The 16,802-nt window shown below is 73.3% G+C and carries 10 protein-coding genes and 2 pseudogenes; 6 read left to right on the forward strand and 6 right to left on the reverse strand.

From position 1 onward, the window contains the following. Nucleotides 1-88: 88 nt before the first annotated feature. The 3 genes and pseudogenes from TK50_RS04945 to TK50_RS04960 all read left to right on the forward strand — a co-directional run. Nucleotides 89-4,309: a putative inorganic carbon transporter subunit DabA gene (locus tag TK50_RS04945; protein ID WP_063838546.1), complete on the forward strand. Its 4,221-nt coding sequence runs from the start codon at nucleotides 89-91 to the stop codon at nucleotides 4,307-4,309. Then, complete coding sequence (locus TK50_RS04950) at nucleotides 4,306-4,656, forward strand: DUF190 domain-containing protein (RefSeq protein ID WP_043961671.1); 351 nt, start codon at nucleotides 4,306-4,308, stop codon at nucleotides 4,654-4,656. The genes TK50_RS04945 and TK50_RS04950 overlap by 4 nt, the downstream gene beginning before the upstream one ends. Before the next feature lie 431 nt (nucleotides 4,657-5,087). Then, nucleotides 5,088-5,552, forward strand: a pseudogene (locus TK50_RS04960) (transposase); the annotation flags it as partial. 573 nt (nucleotides 5,553-6,125) lie between these two features. On the opposite strand, the pseudogene TK50_RS35680 reads toward TK50_RS04960, so the two are convergent. Beyond that, a pseudogene (locus TK50_RS35680) lies at nucleotides 6,126-6,257 on the reverse strand (IS3 family transposase); the annotation flags it as partial. Nucleotides 6,258-6,855: 598 nt separating this feature from the next. Between TK50_RS35680 and TK50_RS04965 the strand changes: the two are divergent. The 3 genes from TK50_RS04965 (at nucleotide 6,856) to TK50_RS04975 (ending at nucleotide 9,824) form a co-directional block, all read left to right on the forward strand. Further along, nucleotides 6,856-8,061: a glycosyltransferase gene (locus TK50_RS04965; RefSeq protein ID WP_043961673.1), complete on the forward strand. Its 1,206-nt coding sequence runs from the start codon at nucleotides 6,856-6,858 to the stop codon at nucleotides 8,059-8,061. A gap of 734 nt (nucleotides 8,062-8,795) precedes the next feature. After that, nucleotides 8,796-9,092, forward strand: coding sequence for a helix-turn-helix domain-containing protein (locus tag TK50_RS04970; protein WP_043961674.1), 297 nt, complete (start codon nucleotides 8,796-8,798; stop codon nucleotides 9,090-9,092). Nucleotides 9,093-9,329: 237 nt separating this feature from the next. Further along, complete coding sequence (locus TK50_RS04975) at nucleotides 9,330-9,824, forward strand: sulfite exporter TauE/SafE family protein (protein WP_082106168.1); 495 nt, start codon at nucleotides 9,330-9,332, stop codon at nucleotides 9,822-9,824. Nucleotides 9,825-9,987: 163 nt separating this feature from the next. Here the strand turns inward: TK50_RS04975 and TK50_RS04980 are convergent, their stop codons facing one another. The 5 genes from TK50_RS04980 to TK50_RS34710 are packed head-to-tail and all read right to left on the reverse strand — an operon-like array spanning nucleotide 9,988 to nucleotide 16,802. After that, nucleotides 9,988-11,181 carry an ATP-grasp domain-containing protein gene (locus TK50_RS04980; protein ID WP_043961675.1) on the reverse strand — a complete coding sequence of 398 codons (1,194 nt, stop codon included), beginning with the start codon at nucleotides 11,179-11,181 and terminating at the stop codon, nucleotides 9,988-9,990. Next, nucleotides 11,174-12,334: an amidohydrolase family protein gene (locus TK50_RS04985; protein ID WP_052503614.1), complete on the reverse strand. Its 1,161-nt coding sequence runs from the start codon at nucleotides 12,332-12,334 to the stop codon at nucleotides 11,174-11,176. The genes TK50_RS04980 and TK50_RS04985 overlap by 8 nt, the downstream gene beginning before the upstream one ends. 3 nt (nucleotides 12,335-12,337) lie before the next feature. Further along, nucleotides 12,338-12,730, reverse strand: a complete 393-nt coding sequence (locus TK50_RS04990) for a tautomerase family protein (RefSeq protein WP_043961676.1) — start codon at nucleotides 12,728-12,730, stop codon at nucleotides 12,338-12,340. A 35-nt stretch (nucleotides 12,731-12,765) separates the two neighbouring features. Further along, on the reverse strand, nucleotides 12,766-14,844 hold the full coding sequence (locus tag TK50_RS04995) for an AMP-binding protein (RefSeq protein ID WP_052503615.1): 2,079 nt from the start codon (nucleotides 14,842-14,844) through the stop codon (nucleotides 12,766-12,768). Continuing rightward, on the reverse strand, nucleotides 14,841-16,802 hold the full coding sequence (locus TK50_RS34710) for an FAD/NAD(P)-binding protein (RefSeq protein WP_229406633.1): 1,962 nt from the start codon (nucleotides 16,800-16,802) through the stop codon (nucleotides 14,841-14,843). Before TK50_RS34710 ends, TK50_RS04995 begins: the two co-directional genes overlap by 4 nt.

The raw sequence follows: 16,802 nt of genomic DNA on the forward strand, positions 1-16,802 counted from the left end.
CCTGCATCGTCAGCCGACTTGTCGTACGCCTCACGATACACGAATTACAAATCGTGTTCTACAGTGCGTGTATTAGAGGGAGGTGGCGATGTCCGTCGCACTGGCCACAGGAGTTCTGTTCGCGACCGCGTCCGCAGCGGTCTGCGCACTGGTCGTACCGGATTCGCGGCGGGCTGCCCGCGCGGCCGGGCTGCTGCTCGCCCTGGCCGCCGTCGCGGCCACCGGGTTGCTCGTCAGCGTCGCCACCGGAGCCGTCGCCGCCGGGGTGGCGGCCCGCCCGGAGATCGCCGGCGTGCCGTTCGGCATCGGGGTACGAGTCGACCGCTTCGATGCGCTCTTCATGCTGCTGGTCAGCGGCATCGCCGCCGTGGTCGCCGGCTACGCCCGGCGCTACCTCGACGGCGAGCCGGGAATGGCCGGCTTCCAGGCCCGGGTCGCCGGCGCGGCGGTGGCCACCCTGGTGATGGCCACCGCACCCAGCCTGGTGCAGTTCGCGGCCGGCTGGATCGGCGCCGGCTGGCTCCTCGTCGGGCTGATCGGCTACCACCGTGACCAGCACCGCGTCCGCGCCGCCGTCCGCCGGATCCGGCGGCTGTTCCTTCTCGGCGACCTCGCCCTGGTGGCCGGCTTCGCCCTGCTGGCGACGGCCGCCCGCAGCGCCGACCTGGCCGACGTGCGGGCCGTCGCCGGCGACGCCCCCGGCTGGCTGCTGGCGACCGCCGGCGGTTTGCTGCTGGTGGCCGGCATGGTCCGCTCCGCCCAGGTGCCGGTGCACGGCTGGCTGCCGAGCACCCTGGATGCACCCACCCCGGTCTCGGCCTTCCTGCACGCCGGGATGGTGAACGTGGCCGGTTTCCTGATGATCACGTTCGCGCCGGTCGTCGTCGCCGCGCCCGGGGTGCTCCCGGCGGCCCTGCTGGTGGGGCTGGTCACCGCCGCCGCCGGCACGCTGTTCGCCGCGGTACGCACCGATGTCAAGGGCGCCCTGGCCCGCTCCACCGTCGCGCAGATGGGCTTCATGCTGGCCCAGTGCGGGCTGGGCGCCTTCGGGCTGGCCGCCGTGCACCTGGTCGGGCATGGCGTCTACAAGGCGTACGCGTTCCTCTCCGCCGGCGGGACCGTGCAGGCCCGATCGCAGGCGGCCGAGGCGCCACAGCCGGTCGGCCCCGCCCCCCGCCAGCGCATGATCGTGGCCACCGCCGTCCTGGTCGCCGTCCTCGGGCTCACCGAGACCCTGCTCGGCGCCACGGCGACCGGGCTGCTCACCGCAGCCCTCGCCGGCGCCGCCGGGATCGCCGCCCTGCGGGCCGCCCTGGCCGACCGCCGGCTGCCGGCCCGGACCGCAGCGGCCGTCACCGGCGCGGTGGTCGCCCTGGCCGGGGGCTACCTGGTCGCCGGGCGGGCGGCCACCGACTGGCTGGCCCTGCCCTCGGCGGTGACGCCGGGCGCCGTGGCAAGTGCGGCGGCGGTGCTGGCCGCCGTCACCCTGCTCTGCGTGGTCGTCCGGCGCCGCCGGGCCGCAGGGCTGTGGTGGTGGGCGTGGCGGGACGGCCGGCTGCCGACTCGCCGCCCGGCCCTCCCGGCCCGGGCGGCCGAAGCGGTGAGCGGACCGGGGCTGGCCGGGGCCGGCCCGTCCGACGCCGCGCGCGCCGCCGCCGCCGTGACCGTCGCCGCCGACCACGTCGCCGCGACCTGGCCGCTGGACAGCTTCATCGCCGTCAACCCGCTCGCCGGCCTGGAGCGCACGCCGTTCGAGGCGGCCACCGCCCGGCTGCGCGAGCTCGGCGGGGTACGCACCCACCTGCCGGCCGCGCAGTGGCGGCAGCGGCTCCGCGACGGTGAGATCGGCGAGGCGGACCTGGCCGCCGCGCTGGCCACCCTGCCGGCGGCGACCGCGACCGGTGCGGTGCCGCTCGACGGCCGGCTGGTCGACGGCGCCGAGCTGCGGATGCTGGTGCTGCGCCACCCGGTGCTGGACGGGCCGCTGCCCCAAGCCGACCTGCTCGACGCGGCCCGGCGCCGCCTCGCCACCCGACCCACCGGCACCCCGTCGTCCCCCGACCTGGTGGGCGAGCGCACCCTCGCCGAGCTGCTCGACGACGCCCTGGGCACCCGGATCGGGGCCGACGTCGACGACCTGGTGGCCGGCTGGTGCGCCGCGCACTGCGGTCGGCCGGCCGCGTCCTGGCCGGTCCCCGGCACCGAGGAGCAGGGTTGCTGGTCGCGGTGGCGGCAGGTCGCGGCGGCTGACCGGTCCGGCGTCCCCGGCCTGGGCGACCTGGTCGACGCCCTGCCCGCCGCCCCGGAGCGGGCCCTCGCCGTTCTGCTGCGCGCCCTCGGCGTGCCGGCGGAGCGGTGGGCGGCCTACCTGTCCCGGTCGCTGCTGCGGCTGCCCGGCTGGGCCGGCTACGCCCGCTGGTCCCAGGGCCACCCGGGCCAGCGGCCCGCACTGACCGTCACCGACCTGCTCGCCGTACGCCTCGGCTACGAGCTCACCCTGGGTGGCGCCGCCGCCCGGCGGCGGCTCGGGGTCGGCCCGGCCGTCGACCTGGTCGCCGCGGCGACGCGTGCCCCGGTGGCGGTCGAACCGGACGCCGCCGACGCCGCCGCGCTGGCCCGGCTGGCGGCGCTGCTCGGCCTGGACGCCGCCACCGTGGCCGCCCTCCCGCAGGACGTCCTGTCGGCGCTGCACGACACGCTGACCGAGCTGTCCCCGCAGCGGCAGGCGGAGGTCTGGCTGGCCGCCGCCGAACACGCCTACCGGCGGCGGCTGCGGCACCGCCTCAGCCGCGCCGGGTCCGCCCCGGCATCGCCGGGCGCGCCGCTGGCCCAGGCGGTGTTCTGCATCGACGTGCGCAGCGAGGGGCTGCGCCGGCACATGGAGGCGGCCGGACCGGTGTGGACCTTCGGCTTCGCCGGCTTCTTCGGCCTGCCGGTCCGCACCCTGGCCGACGGCGCCCGCCGCGGCCGGGACCGCTGCCCAGTGCTGATGGCGCCGGTCGCCACGGTCACCGAACCGTCGGCCGGCACCGAACCCCGACGGGTACGGCAGGCCTGGCGACGGGCGTTCGGCGGGGCCAAGGCCAGCCCGGCCGGCGCGTTCGCCTTCGTCGAGGTGGCCGGGTTGCTCGCCACCGCCGCCCTGCTGCTGCGGCTGGCGACACCCCGCCGACTGGCCCCCGCGGTCGAGGACACCGCGGCCACCACGGCCGAGCTGGACGCCGCGCTGACCCTGGACGAGCAGGTCTACTACGCCGAGGCGACCCTGCGCACGATCGGCCTCACCGCCGACTTCGCCCCGCTGCTGCTGCTCTGCGGCCACGGCGCGACCAGCAGCAACAACCCGTACGCCGCCGCCATCGACTGTGGCGCCTGCGGCGGCAACCGTGGTGGGGTCAGCGCCCGCCTCGCCGCCACCCTGCTCAACAACCCCCGGGTACGCGCGGCGCTCACCGCCCGGGGCATCGAGATCCCCGACCACACGCTGGTCCTGGCCGGCGAACACGACACCGTCACCGACGAGGTACGCCTGCTCGACGCGGACGCCGTCCCGGCCACCCACCGGCCGGTCGTCGACGCGCTGTCGACCTACCTCGCGGGTGCGAGCGCCGGGCTGCGGGCCGAACGGGCCACCCGGCTGCCCGACCGCCCCGGCCCGACCCGGCTGCCCGGCCGGGCGCTGGACTGGGCGCAGGTCCGGCCGGAGTGGGCGCTCGCCGGCAATGCCGCCTTCGTCGCCGCGCCCCGGGACCGTACCGCCGGACTCGACCTCGGCTGCCGGACGTTCCTGCACTCGTACGACTGGTCCACCGACCCTGACGCCGCCGCGCTGGAGGCGATCATGACCGGGCCGCTGGTGGTCGCCGCCTGGATCAATCTCCAGTACTACTTCTCCAGCGTGGAGCCGCAGCGGCTCGGCGCGGGCACCAAGACCGTGCACACCGTGCTCGGCGACGGGCTGGGCGTCCTCTCCGGCACCGGCGGCGACCTGCGTACCGGCCTGCCCTGGCAGTCCGTCGGCGCCGGCGAGGAGCTGGTCCACGAGCCACTGCGCCTGCTCGGCGTGGTGTACGCCCCGACCGCACTGGTGGACGCCGTGCTGAACCGCAATCCCGCCCTGCGCCAGCTGGTCGACGGCAGCTGGATCTCGCTGACCGTCCGCGACCCGCACGGCGACCGCTGGTGGGAACCCGGACCGGCGGGCACCTGGCAGGCCGTGCCCGCGTTCCCCGCCACCCGTCCCCGGACCGTCGAGCCGGTCCAGGTCCGATCCACGTCCCCCATCGCAGAGAAGGAGCCGACCGCATGAACGAGCTGGGACTGACCCGCATGGTCAAGGTCGAGGTGGTGACCCGCGCCGACGACGCCGACGCCGTCCGGACGCTGCTGCACGCCTCCGGCGTCAGCGGCTGGACCAGCCTCAGCGGCGTCTCCGGCTTCGGCCACCACGGCACCCACGAGGGCCGGTTGCTCTTCAACGACCGGGCCGGGCTGGTGATGGTCATCGTCGTGCTGCCGTACGACCGGGCCACCGCCGTCGTGACCGGCCTGCGCGACATCCTCGCCCACCGTCCGGGCGTCATGTTCGTCAGCGAGGCCTGGGTGAGCCGGCCCGACTACTTCGGCGCCGCCGAGCCGGCCGGTACGGCGGGCTGACCCGCATCCGGCCCGGTGGCGGGGAGCCGCCCGCCACCGGGCCGGATCAGGGCCGCGGCGACCCAGCCGGCCGCTGATTACGGTGCCGCAAGAGCCTGGGCCTCGGCGGCCATCCGGGCTGGCCGTGCGGTGCACCGCAGATAGGCCGTGGAGTCGGCGCGGGTGACCGGACAGACGTCGAACTGGTGGTGCGGGTTCGGCTCCGGCAGGTGGGCGCTGCTCGTGATCAGTACGACGTGGTGGCCATGCCCTGAGATCGACGTAGAGCCGGCCGTCGGGCAGGTGCGGACCAGCGCGGCGCGCCGCCCGCCACGCTGGCTGGTGGCCGGCTCGGCTTCGTCAAGCTGACCCCGGCGCACCTGCTCGCCGACGTCGCCAAGCCGCAGGCACTGGCCGCGGTGCCGCGGGTGGTCGTCGGCGGTGAGGCGCTGACCTACGCCGGCCTCGCCCCAGTGACCCGACGATCCGGCAGCAGCATCCGCGGCGAACACCCACCTCGCGGAGGCAACAAGCAGCTCAAACGGGCCTTCTTCCTCGCCGCGTTCGCCGCCCTCGCCGACCCGGGGGAGATCGTCACAAGTCTGCCCGGCATCGGCACCACCCTCGCCGCCGAGTTCCTCGCCCACGCCAGGACCCTCACCACCTACGCCAGCCCCGCGGCACTTGCCGCCCACGCCGGCCTCGCCCCGATCTCCCGTGATTCCGGACGACGGCAGGGCCACCAGATCCGACCCCACCGCTACCATCGCGGCCTGCGCCGGGTGTTCAGTATGTCCAGCTTCGCCGCCCTGTCCGGACAACGCCTCAACGTCCTCTGGGCCTGCATCCGCGACAAGACCCCCTACCAGCCCAGACAACCAAGATTAGCTGAGCTGGCGCTGTGCGAAGTCGCGTAGAGACTCCGCCAGCGGATGCCAGCCCGGGTCAACCGACGCCAACGCGGGTCACCACAGCCGATCGTGGTCGCAAACGGGGGTTTCGTGTGCTTGAGCTGTGGTCCTGGGCTGGGTGAACGGGGGGTCCGGGTGCCGTGGGTGGACGTGGGCCACTCCCTGCCACCCCAGGTGAACCCCCAGGTCGCGAGACTAGGCCCTCGCGTCCCCGTAGCTCAGGGGATAGAGCATCGGTTTCCTAAGGCGGTGCTCTATCTCTTTCCGCAGGGCAATGACCTGCGGGTATCTATTACTTCTCTATTTCAGTGGGGTCGCGCTCGGGCAATGTTGTGCCCGCTTGCTGAAGATCAGTAGAGCGGACGTAAGCACTGCTCAAGCCGTCCTCCGATCGTTTCGATCTGTCTTTTCTGGGTCTAGCGAAGTTGCCGCGCCGTGTCAGTTTACGGTGCCGTGAGAGCCCGGCCAGCAGCGTGGCTAGTTTGGCCGCGCGTGCTGGGTGGTGATGACCGGCCCAGAGCACTCGCCCGATGAGGCATCGAGCTTCTCCCGGTTTCCCGGACGGCTTCCGTGTGGTGGTCAGGACGCGGCCATGACCGGGGTGTGCTGTCGTTCGTAGTCGATCGGGACCAGGTTGCCAAGACTTGAGTGGCGTCGGCGCGGGTTGTGCCATGTATCGATCCACTCGAAGATGGCGTTCGCCAGCTCCTGGCGGGTAGCCGCACGGCTGACGTTCGAGCAGTTCCAGCTGCATCGAGCCGAAGAACGACTCGGCCATGCTGTTGTCGTAGCAGTCGCCGATGGAGCTCATTGAGCCGAGCACCCCCGCCGAGCGGAGTCACTGCCCAAGGCCCAGCCGGTGTATTGGCTGCCGTGGCCGGAGTGGACCACGGCTTGTCCCTCGGTGGGGCGGCCTCGCCAGCGGGCCATGTCCAGGGCGTCGATGACCAGCTCCGAGCACAGGGGTCGGCGCTCGACCAGCCCACGACCCGGCGGGCAAACACGTCCAGCACGACCCCGCAGTACGCCCAGCCGGCCTGGGTGCGTTGCTGGGTGATGTCGGTGACCCATAACGCGTTCGGCTTGAACATCAGCCGGTGCCGCGCACTGTCACGCCCATGATCATCGCAGGGCCGGTCCTGGCGACAGGGGGAGCCGCGGCAAGGAGGAGCGCAACAAAAACGGCAAGGAGTCGCATCCCCTTGCCATAACTAACATATACCGCACCCGGGGGCTTGCGGCAAGGCCCGGGGGTGGGCGCAGAATCGCTGTCCGTAACTGGAATCCGCGTGGAGATGGGGGTTGCGACATGCGGGTATTGCTGTCGACATTCGGTGGCCGTGGCGATGTCGAGCCGCTGGTCGGGCTGGCGATCGCGCTGCGGGAGGCGGGCGCGGGCGTGCGGGTGTGCGCCCCGCCGGACTGCGCCGAGCGGCTGGACCAGTTCGGGGTGGAGTTGGTGCCGATCGGCCAGTCGGTGCGCGAGATGGTGCACGGGCCGGCCCCGACCAGGGTGCCGGACGTGCCGCGCAAGGCCGCCGAGCTAATGGCCGAGCAGTTCGCCGAGCTCCCAGCGGCCGCCGAGGGCTCCGATGTCATGGTGGCGACGGGCCTGTTCCCGGTCACGGCGAGCGTGCAGTCGGTGGCGGAGCGGCTGGGCATCCGCTATGTCTACGCCGCGTACTGTCCGATCTTCCTGCCGTCGCCCGCCCACCGCCCGCAGTCAGCGCCGACCCGGCCGCTGCCGCCGGACGTCACGGACTGGAAGGAGCTCGACGCGCTGGCGATCGAGGGCTACAACGCGGTCTTCGGCGCCGCCCTCAACCGTGAACGGGCGGCGATCGGCCTGTCGCCGGTCGACAACGTCCGCGACCACGTCTTCACCGCGGACCCGTGGCTGGCCGCGGACCCGACCCTGGCCCCGTGGCCAGCCGACGCCGCAAACCCCGTCGACGTGGTGCAGACCGGCGCCTGGATGGTCCCCGACCCGCGTCCGCTCGACCCCGGTCTGAAGGCATTCCTCGACGCCGGCGACCCGCCCGTGTACGTCGGCTTCGGCAGCATGCCCGCACCGCAGCACGCCGCGGAGGTCGCCCTGGCCGCGATCCGCGCCCATGGCCGTCGCGCCGTCGTCTCCCGCGGCTGGGCTGGCCTGACCCCGTCCGCCAGCGCAGACGATGTCCGCGTGGTCGCCGAAGTCAACCACCGGGCGCTGTTCCGGCGCTGCGCCGCCGTCGTGCACCATGGCGGCGCCGGCACCACGACGACGGCCGCGTTGACGGGCGCACCCCAGGTGTTGATTCCGCAGATGGCTGATCAGCCGTACTTCGCCGCCCGCGTCGCTGCCCTGGGCATCGGCGCCGCCCACTCCGGCCCGTCTCCGACCGTCGAGTCCCTGGCAGCCGCCCTCGGGCAGGCCCTGTCGCCCGAGACCCGGTCCCGCGCCGCCGCGACGGCCGCCACCATCCGCCCGGACGGCGCCGCGGTGGCCGCGAACCTCATCCTCGACCTCTGACGCCCGCACCAGTCCACTTCTGACGGCGCCGACGCGCCTGTTGCAGGCGCGTCGGCGGGACGTGCTGAATCGCTGACGGCCGCATCCGCTGGATCGCGTCGTTTCCCGACCGGCGGAAACTGTCTCGCGTCGACCGCGACTTCCTGATGGCCGGCGGACAGGAAATCTAGGCTTCGGAGCCTAGACATCTTCGGCAGCGTGGCATACTGTTCTTCGAGTCGAGGGGAAAGATCCGTCAAGACGCAGACGGGCCGTCCGGCCGTGAGGTCACGACGGGCGGCGAGGAGAGGGACAAGCTTCACCGTTCCCTCCCGAGAAGCAGTAGGCAGTAGGAGCACGTCAGCCCCGGCGGAACGCACGCCGGGGTGCAGGTGGGGCCAGGGTTCTCTTCGGGGCTCCAGCTGATGTCCACCGCACGTGTCGGGGCCATGAAGTCGCGTGGGCTCCGGCACCGGTGGACCGTACGACCGCAAGGTGAGAGACGCAGAGGAAAGGGAGGGCCGTACACCGTTGGATCGCCCGCCGGCAGCCGTCATGCCAGGCTCGGCGGACACCGCAGTTTCCATCGAACGAGAGGTGGTCTCCGGTCACGCATACGCGATCCTCGCACCCGAAGCCGGCGTTGACGGCTGGTGCGGATACGACAAGCCGACGTTCCTGTCGGCAGATGGTGTTCTGACCCGTAACCCTGGGCCCCGGCGCGTCAGCGCCGGGGCCCTCGACGTGGAGGTGACATGGGGCAGAACCCCGATGACATGTTCGGCGATGAGAACTACCCGGCCTACACCATCGGCCAGGCCGCGGAGATGCTCGGCACCACGCAGGACTTCCTGCGCCGCCTGGACGAGGCGAAATTGATCAACCCGCACCGCTCCAGCGGCGGCCACCGCCGCTACTCCCGCTACCAGCTGCGCCTGGCCGCCCGGGCCCGCGAAATGGTCGACCAGGGCACCGCCCTGGAGGCCGCCTGCCGGATCATCATCCTGGAGGACCAACTTGAGGAAGCCCTCCGGCAGAACGAAAAGCAGTAGCGGGGGCCGCGGCCCGAGTAGGCCCATGCCAGGCTGAGATGGCCTGGGGGAACGGCTGCACCGAGTGCCGTTATTCCGCCGCGATAGGGCCGGCGTACCGTCGCGCCGTACGTGCCGGATCCCACGCCGTACGTGGCGCCGGTCCGAGACGAGGGGAGCATCCCGCAATGGGCTCCGTGATCTCTCTCCCGGCCCGTCGGTTCGGCACCGGAGCAACCCCCACCCCCGGGGGCCTGAATGAACGGCGACGTTCTCGGCACGCTCGCGGCGGCGTCAGCAGCGGCGTTCGCGTTGGCCTGGCTGTCTGCCGTCGCCGGATTCGGCGGCGGGGTCCTGCTGCTGCCCATGTTCACCGCCCTGTTCGGGCTGCGGGTGGCGGTGCCGATGCTGACCCTCACCCAGCTGTCCAGCAACGGCGCCCGGGTGTGGTTCAACCGGCGGGACCTGAACTGGCCGCTCGTAGGCTGGTTCACCCTCGGGGCGGTGCCGTGCGCCGTCGTCGGAGCTCTCCTGTTCGCCCACGCTCCACTGGAACCACTCAAGCGGACCCTCGGCGTGTTCCTCATCGCCGTTGTCCTGTGGCGCCGGATCAACCCCCATCCCCGACGCCCCGCCGACCGCACCTTCACCGGGCTGGGCGCGGCATCCGGGCTCGGATCGGCGCGCTGGTCGTCGGTGAGGTCGATGTTCCAACGGATCAGCAGGGGTTCGTCCCGGGGCACTTTGAGGTAGGTATCGAAGGTCAGGTCGGTCGAGCCGCCCTCTCCGGACGCTGAGGCCGACCGCGCCGTCGGCGCAATGGGTGACCCGACCGGTTACCCGCCGACCGGCGGCGGTGGGGTCGGCGCGGCAGCGCCTCAGCCGGTGGCGGGCGCAGGGGCGGGAGCGGCGATGGTCAGCCGGTGACCACCGTCAGTTCCCGCAGCATCGCCTCGGCCCGTTCGCTCGACTCCTCGAGCAGGGCGCCCCGGGCGACGACGAAGGCGATGTGGTCCATGTTGTCGCGGGCCTCTCGCAGCTCGCTCCCGATGGGTGTCATCAGTCGGGTCTCCACCGCGCCGGCCATCCGCCTCGCCCGCTCGACGCCGTCGAGCCGCAGCAGCCGGCCCTTCCTGCTGCAGAGGAAGCGCATCGCCTCGTGGTGCCGCCACCGCAGGCGCACGTCGGGCCGGCCGCCCAACGCCATCTCCAGGGCCGCCCGGTACGGATCGAAGCCGGACGCGTGCCAGATCATGTCCATGATCACGTCGCCGGGCGTCCGGGCGTTGATCTCGATGACCACCGGCCCTCGTTCGGTCAGGATCAGCTCGGAGTTGCTGAAGCAGCGGTCGACGCCCAGGGCGGTCAGCCCGGTACGCACAGCCGCCTCGGCGGCGTCCGCGTCGGCGTGCCGGAAGGGCAGGGCGTGGCCGCGCACGATCGGATAGTCGCCCGGCACCACCTCCTTGCGTACCTGGCAGAGGACCGTCGTCTCGCCGTCGCAGGTGAGCGACTCGACGCTGATCTCCTGCCCGGTGACCCGCTCCTCCACGAGCACCGGCGAGTCCGGCCGCAGCCGCCTCTCCCAGGCCCTCGCGGCGACGACCTCGAGCGCGGCGGGCGAGGCGGCCATCCCGACGCCGATGCTGCCGGCCTGGTCGACCGGCTTGACGCAGACCGGGAACCCGAAGTCGTGCGCCGCCTCGCGCACCTCCGCCAGGGAGGGACACACCCGAAACCGGGGTTGCGGCACCCCGGCAGCGCGCAGCGCGGAGCGCTGGAGGCTCTTGATGGTGGCGGCTGCGGCGGCGTCCCGGCTCATGAAGGGCACGGCGAACTCGGCGGCGAGGTCGGCCGCGAGGATCATGCACTCGTCGAAGAAGGTCATGATGCCGCTGGGCACCTCGCCGTCGAGGAGATCGGCGACCGCGGCGCGTACCTGCCGTTCGTCGAACAGGTCCGCCACGCTGCGGTAGTCGTCGGCCAGCCGCAGGTGGGGAGCGTCGACGAAGTCCACCAGGAGCAGCCGTACGCCGCTGCGGAGCAGGGTCCGGATGGCGAACTCCCGATTCTCCACGAACCCCAGCACGAGCAGCCGCTGGTCAGGCATCGACCGTCGCCTCCTTCCCGCCCACGGGCAGGAGCACGCCGTCGCGCAGCACGTGCACGACCGTCACCTGCCGCCCCTCGCCGGGCGGCCCGTCCGGCCCGGCCGGAACGACGCCGTCGCGTACCTCGAAGATCGTGACGTCGGCCGGGGCGCCGGGGCGCCACGGGGTGGCCCAGTGCGGATCCCCGAGGGCTCGGGCGCAGTTCGTCGTGACGGACGCGACGACGCGCTCCAGCGGCATCCCCATCGTGAGGAACACGGACATCAGCTCCGGCAGGGTGGGCACCCACTCGCCCGGCCCCGTCCGGTAGGCGTCCGTGCTGAGGGTGTCCGGCCAGAAGCCCGCGTCGGCCGCCCGGCGGGCGGTCTCCGCGCAGAAGAGCGTGCCAGCGTGTCCCACGTCGAAGAGGACGCCCCGCTCACGTGCCTCCACGAACCACGGTTGCGGTCGTCCGCCGCTGGTCAGGAGGCCTTGGGCGCCGCCGTGCAGGGCGTGCGTGACGATGTCCCCCGGGCGCAGCCGCTCAAAGATTCGCGCGACCGGCACCGGCGGGTCCGTGACGTGCACCATCAGCGGCAGCCCGGCGCGCCCGGCGGCGTCGAGGCCCCGGCTCAGCACCCCCATCGGCGGCGCCTGGACCCGCGGGGTCAGCCGCACCTTGAAGCCCACGACCTCGTTGGGGAACTCCGCCGCCCGGCGTACCGCCCCGGCTACGTCCGCCAGGCTCAGGTCGTGCAGCTCGCCGACGCCCGAGGCCAGGGTCTGCAACCCGATGCTGCACACGTGCAGGAACGCGAGCACTCTGGTACGCGCCTGCGCCATCTCCAGGGCGCGGAAGGCGGGAAAGTTCGCCCAACCGGTGGTCCCCGCATCGACGACGGTGGTCACGCCGACATCGACGCCGAACGGGTCGGGTTCGGTGGCGATCGGGGACCCGCTGGCGAAGTAGTGGCCGTGCAGGTCGACGAAGCCTGGAGCCACGAACCGCCCGCCGAGGTCGATCCGGCTGCCGGCGTCCGCGCCCAAGCCGGGGCCGACGGCGGCGATCCGACCGGTCCGGACGGCGACGTCACCGGCGTACGTGGTCCCCGCCTGGGGGTCGACGATCCGGCCGCCGGTGAGCACGAGGTCGTACGGCGCAAGTTGCTCCACGGTCTACCGGCCCGGCTCGACGAGTTGGGCGACGCCCTCACCGAAGGACCAGTCGCAGAGCTCGTTCTCGACGATTGTGATCAGGACGTTGCGGGGTTCGACGGCGGCGCGTTCCGCGGCGAGTTCGACGACGCGGCGGTACAGCGCCCGCTTCTGCTCCACGCTGCGACCGCCGCGCATCGTGATCCGCACGAAGACCACGTCGTCGTCGCGGCGGATGCCGAGGTAGCCGGCGTCGTAGCGCAGCATCCCATCGTCGTTGCGGCGGAGCACCTGGAACAGGTCGTCGGCGGGTACGTCGACCGTCTCGGTCATGGCCTGGTGGACGGCGTCGCCCAGGGCCTGGAGCGTCTTCGGGTCACATCGTTGCAACACATTGATCTCTACGAGTGGCATGTTGGGATCCTTCCGGCCGATGGCGTGGTGGTGGGTTACTGGTCGACGGGTCGGGTCGGTCCCTGTCGGACGACCAGGAGCGTGCAGCCCTCGCGCGAGTCGACCCGGTGCACGCTGTGTGGCTTCTCGACGATCACGTCGCCGGGCCGGTAGCTGTCACCGTTGTCGTTGTGCAGCTCGCCGTCGATCACGAACATGAGTTCGTAGTCAAGGTGCTCGTGCAGGTCGCCGTGGGCGCCGGGGCGGAACCGGACGAGGAAGGCTGTCGCCGCCCCGGCCGGGCCGTCGCAGCGGTAGAGATGGTGGATTTCGGCACCGGCGCGGCCCGGCTGGATCCACTCCTGCCAGGGCACCGCGTCGCGCCCGTCCGGGGTCATCAGCCCTCGCAGCACGGTGACGTCCCGGCTCTGCGGGACGGGGGGACGGCTCGTCGTCTCGGGCATGTCGCTCCTTTCAACAGGGGACGGCTCGGCCCTCGGCACCCGTAGGTCCGACCGGCGGACCTTTCCCGAGGCGGTACGCGGCAGGCCGCGACTGAAGCTCACGGAGTGCACGCGCGCCTCGGGCGGCATCCGGCCCGCGACGTACGCGACGAGTGCCCGCTCCAGCTCCGCCGTGGCGCGAGCGGGCCGGGCCAGCTCCACCACGGCGTGCGCGACGGTCTCCTCGTCCGGCAGCCGCCGGGGCACGACGGCGGCATCGGCTACCTCGGGATGCGCGCGCAGCACCGCCTCCAACTCGTACGGCGACACCCGGTGCCCGAACGACTTGAAGACGTCGTCCCGCCGGCCCAGGATCCGTATCCAGCCATCCGGGCTGCGCTCGGCGAGGTCGCCGGTGCGATACTCACGCCCCGGCGTCGCCGGTCCGGGCGGTACGCATCCGGGTGCGACGCCGACGGGGTCGTCGGTCAGGTCGACGCACACCTCACCCTGGCCGGCCGTGCCGCCGTCGGAGCCCCGCAGCCGGATGTGGTACCCGGGTAGGGGCCTGCCGAGCCAGCCGGGCCGGGGACGCAGGCCCGGCGTGGTCCCGACCAGTCCGGTGGTCTCCGTCTGCCCGTACCCGTCGCGGACGCGGACCCCCCAGGCGGCGCGCACGGCGGCGGCGACGCGCTCGTCAAGGGGTTCACCCGCACTGAGCGCCTCGCGTAGCGCCGGCGATCCGGTGTCGAGCGCGGGCAGCATCGCCCGCCACGTGCTCGGTGACGCGCAGAGCGTCGTGACGCGGTGGCGCGCCATCAGGCGGGGGAGCCGCGTGGGTGGGCACCCCGACGGTGGCACCACGATCGACGCCTCGGCGTTCCAAGGCACGAAGAAGCTGCTCCACGCGTGTTTCGCCCAGCCCGGCGCGGACACGTTGAGGTGCCGGTCGCCCGGCATCAGCCCTGACCAGTACATGCCGGAGAGATGGCCGACGGGGTAGCTGACGTGGGTGTGGGCCACCAGCTTCGGCAGCGAGGTGGTGCCGGAGGTGAAATAACAGAAGGCGGTGGCGTCGGCCAGGGTGGGTTCGGTCGGCAGGTAGGGGCCGGCGACGGCGAGGCTGTCCCGGTAGTCGTGCCAGCCCGGGGGCGGCGCGCCCACCGCGATCCTCGTCCGCAGGCCGGGGCCGGGCGGAAAGAGCCGGGTCAGGTCCGACTCGCAGACGACGTGGCGCACCGCGCCCCGGGTGACGCGGTCGCGGGCGTCCGCCGGGCCGAGCGTGACGTTGACCGGGATGACGACCGCGCCCGTCTTCAGGCAGGCGAGGATCGTCTCCCACAGCTGCGGCCGAGGACCCAGGGCGACGAGCACGCGCTCCCCACGGCGTACGCCGAGTCGGGTGAGCCAGCACGCGACGGCGTCGGACCTCGCGGCCAGGTCCGCGAAGCCGATCTCGTCGGCGGATTCCTCGTTGGTGGGCAGCACCAACGCCGGGGCGTCGTTTCCGGCGGCGATCACGTCGAACCACTCGAGTGCCCAGTTGAAGTGCGGCAACCGGGGCCAACGGAACTCCTCGTACGCCCGGTCGTAGTCCGTGCGGTGCCGCAGCAGCAGGTCGCGGGCGGCCCGGAACCGCTGGTGCGCCCGGGTGCGCCGCAGGCGCCAGTACGCCTCGTCCGGACCCGTCACGACTGCGCCACCTCGTCAACGGCGCGGCGCGGCGCCCCCGGCTCGTTCCCGGCCGTCGGCACCAGCGCGGGCGCGGCCAGCCCGGCCAGGATGTCGGCAGCGATCGCGTCGGCGTCCCGAGTGAACTGGGTCCAGTGGCCTGGTCGACCGCTGCCGACCTGGGTGAACCAGCGCGTGTGCTCGGTGGGGATGCCGAGGACGTAGAGGCCCCGCTCGGCACCGCCGTCGGCCCGCACCGGGTGGTACGGGGCCTCGGTCACGGCGACCCCGCCGGTGTCGAAGACCGAGCCGCCGGACCGGTTCGCGTAGCAGGTCAACAGCCCCGATGCCCGCAGCCGGGTGGTCAGGGCGGCGACGTCGGTACGCAGGTCCGCCTGGGGGATCCGGGCGTCCACCAGCGTGTCGAGCTTCACCCGGCTGCCGGCGACCTGGGGCGACCAGGCCACGAAACGGCCCGTCGCCACGTCGGTGTCGAAGCGGGCCCGCGGCCCGAGCACCCGCAACAGCCCGCAGTCGACGAGCGCGCCGACCTGCCGCAGCCGGACCAGCGGCGGCCCGGCGGCCAGGAACGAACTCAGCGGGGTGAACCAGTCCAGGAAGTCCCGCTGGTGCGACTGCGGCGTCAGCCCGGAGAAGTCGACGGCGGCCCGAAGTACGTGCCGAACGTCGCGGAGCACGTCGCAGGCGGCCTTGCGTGGCCCGTCGACGTTGCCGGCCAGCGCCTCGGCGATGTCGGCCCGGAGGAATTCCGTCAGCGCGGCGCGGAAGCCGGCGCGGTCGCCGAACGACCGGTCGCCGAACGGCTCCCGCCAGGCGGTGAGGTCGAGCGGCGGCAGGTCGGTGACGCCGAAGGCCGCCGCCAGCCGCTCGACGGCCTCCCGCGACGGGGGGTCGTCGGTCGAGGCGAGCAGCTGCGCGGCGAAGCGCTCCGCGACGTCCCCGCCGAACCGCCGGCGCACCTCGGCGGCGTAGTACACCAGCCGCATCTCGGCCAGCACCAGCGGCAGCACGTCCCGGCGGAAGTCGAGTAGGCCGTCCCGGCGCATTCTCTCGACACGCTGCACGGTGCAGATCCGGCTCGGGTAGGAGAAGTCGGGAGGCTTCTGGTTGTGGCCCCGAGCCGGCAGGGGGGCGCCGCTGCGAGAGCCGGCGACCAGGAGGGGTTCGTCCCCGCTAGGCTGGTAGCGCAGCGTGCCATCCGCCTCAGTGGCGAAGCTGCCGCCCCGGCCGACGGTGAGGGCCGCCATCACGTCGTAGAACGACAGTCCGAGCCCGATCACTCCGACCGTCGACCCCGCGGGCAGCGCGTCGAGCGGCATATCCGCTGCCGAGTCGCCGCGTACGTACCGCAGCCCTGGGTGGCGACGGGCGAAGGTGGCGAATCTCCGCTGCTCGGGGTCGAGCAACGGACGCGGGTGCCCGGTGGCCAGCACGACCCGGTCCGCGCTCAGTCGGTGGCCGTCCGCCGTGGTGAGCACGTACCCGCCGTGGCCGGTGGTCAGGTCGGTGACCTCGGCGCCCAGGCGGCGCAGGGCAACCCCGGCCGGCAGGTCGCGCTCGACGGCGTCCAGCAGGAACCGCAGGTACCGGCCATAGAGCGCTCGGGGCGCGTACCCGTCGCCCGAAGCGGCCGGGTCGACCCGCCCCCACCACTGGGCCAGGGTCGGGCCGGCGCCGGGCCTGGCCGGGCCGTCGTCCGCCGCCCCCGAGAACATGGTCACCTCGTCGGCGACGGTGTTCATGACGAACCATGGCGGCTGGTCGGTGCGCCAGACGCGACCGCAGCCGACCTCGCGCCGGTCGACGAGCCAGACGTCCACCGGCCGCCGGGGCGGGTCCGCCGCGAAGCGGGCGGCGAGACGTTCGAGCACCGCGAGGCCCCGTGGCCCGCTGCCCACGATCGCCACCGTGTACGGGCCCCGGCCCGGCGGCACCGCCGGAGAGGCGACCGCGTCCAC

Source organism: Micromonospora haikouensis, assembly GCF_000876225.1.
GTDB lineage: Bacteria > Actinomycetota > Actinomycetes > Mycobacteriales > Micromonosporaceae > Micromonospora > Micromonospora haikouensis.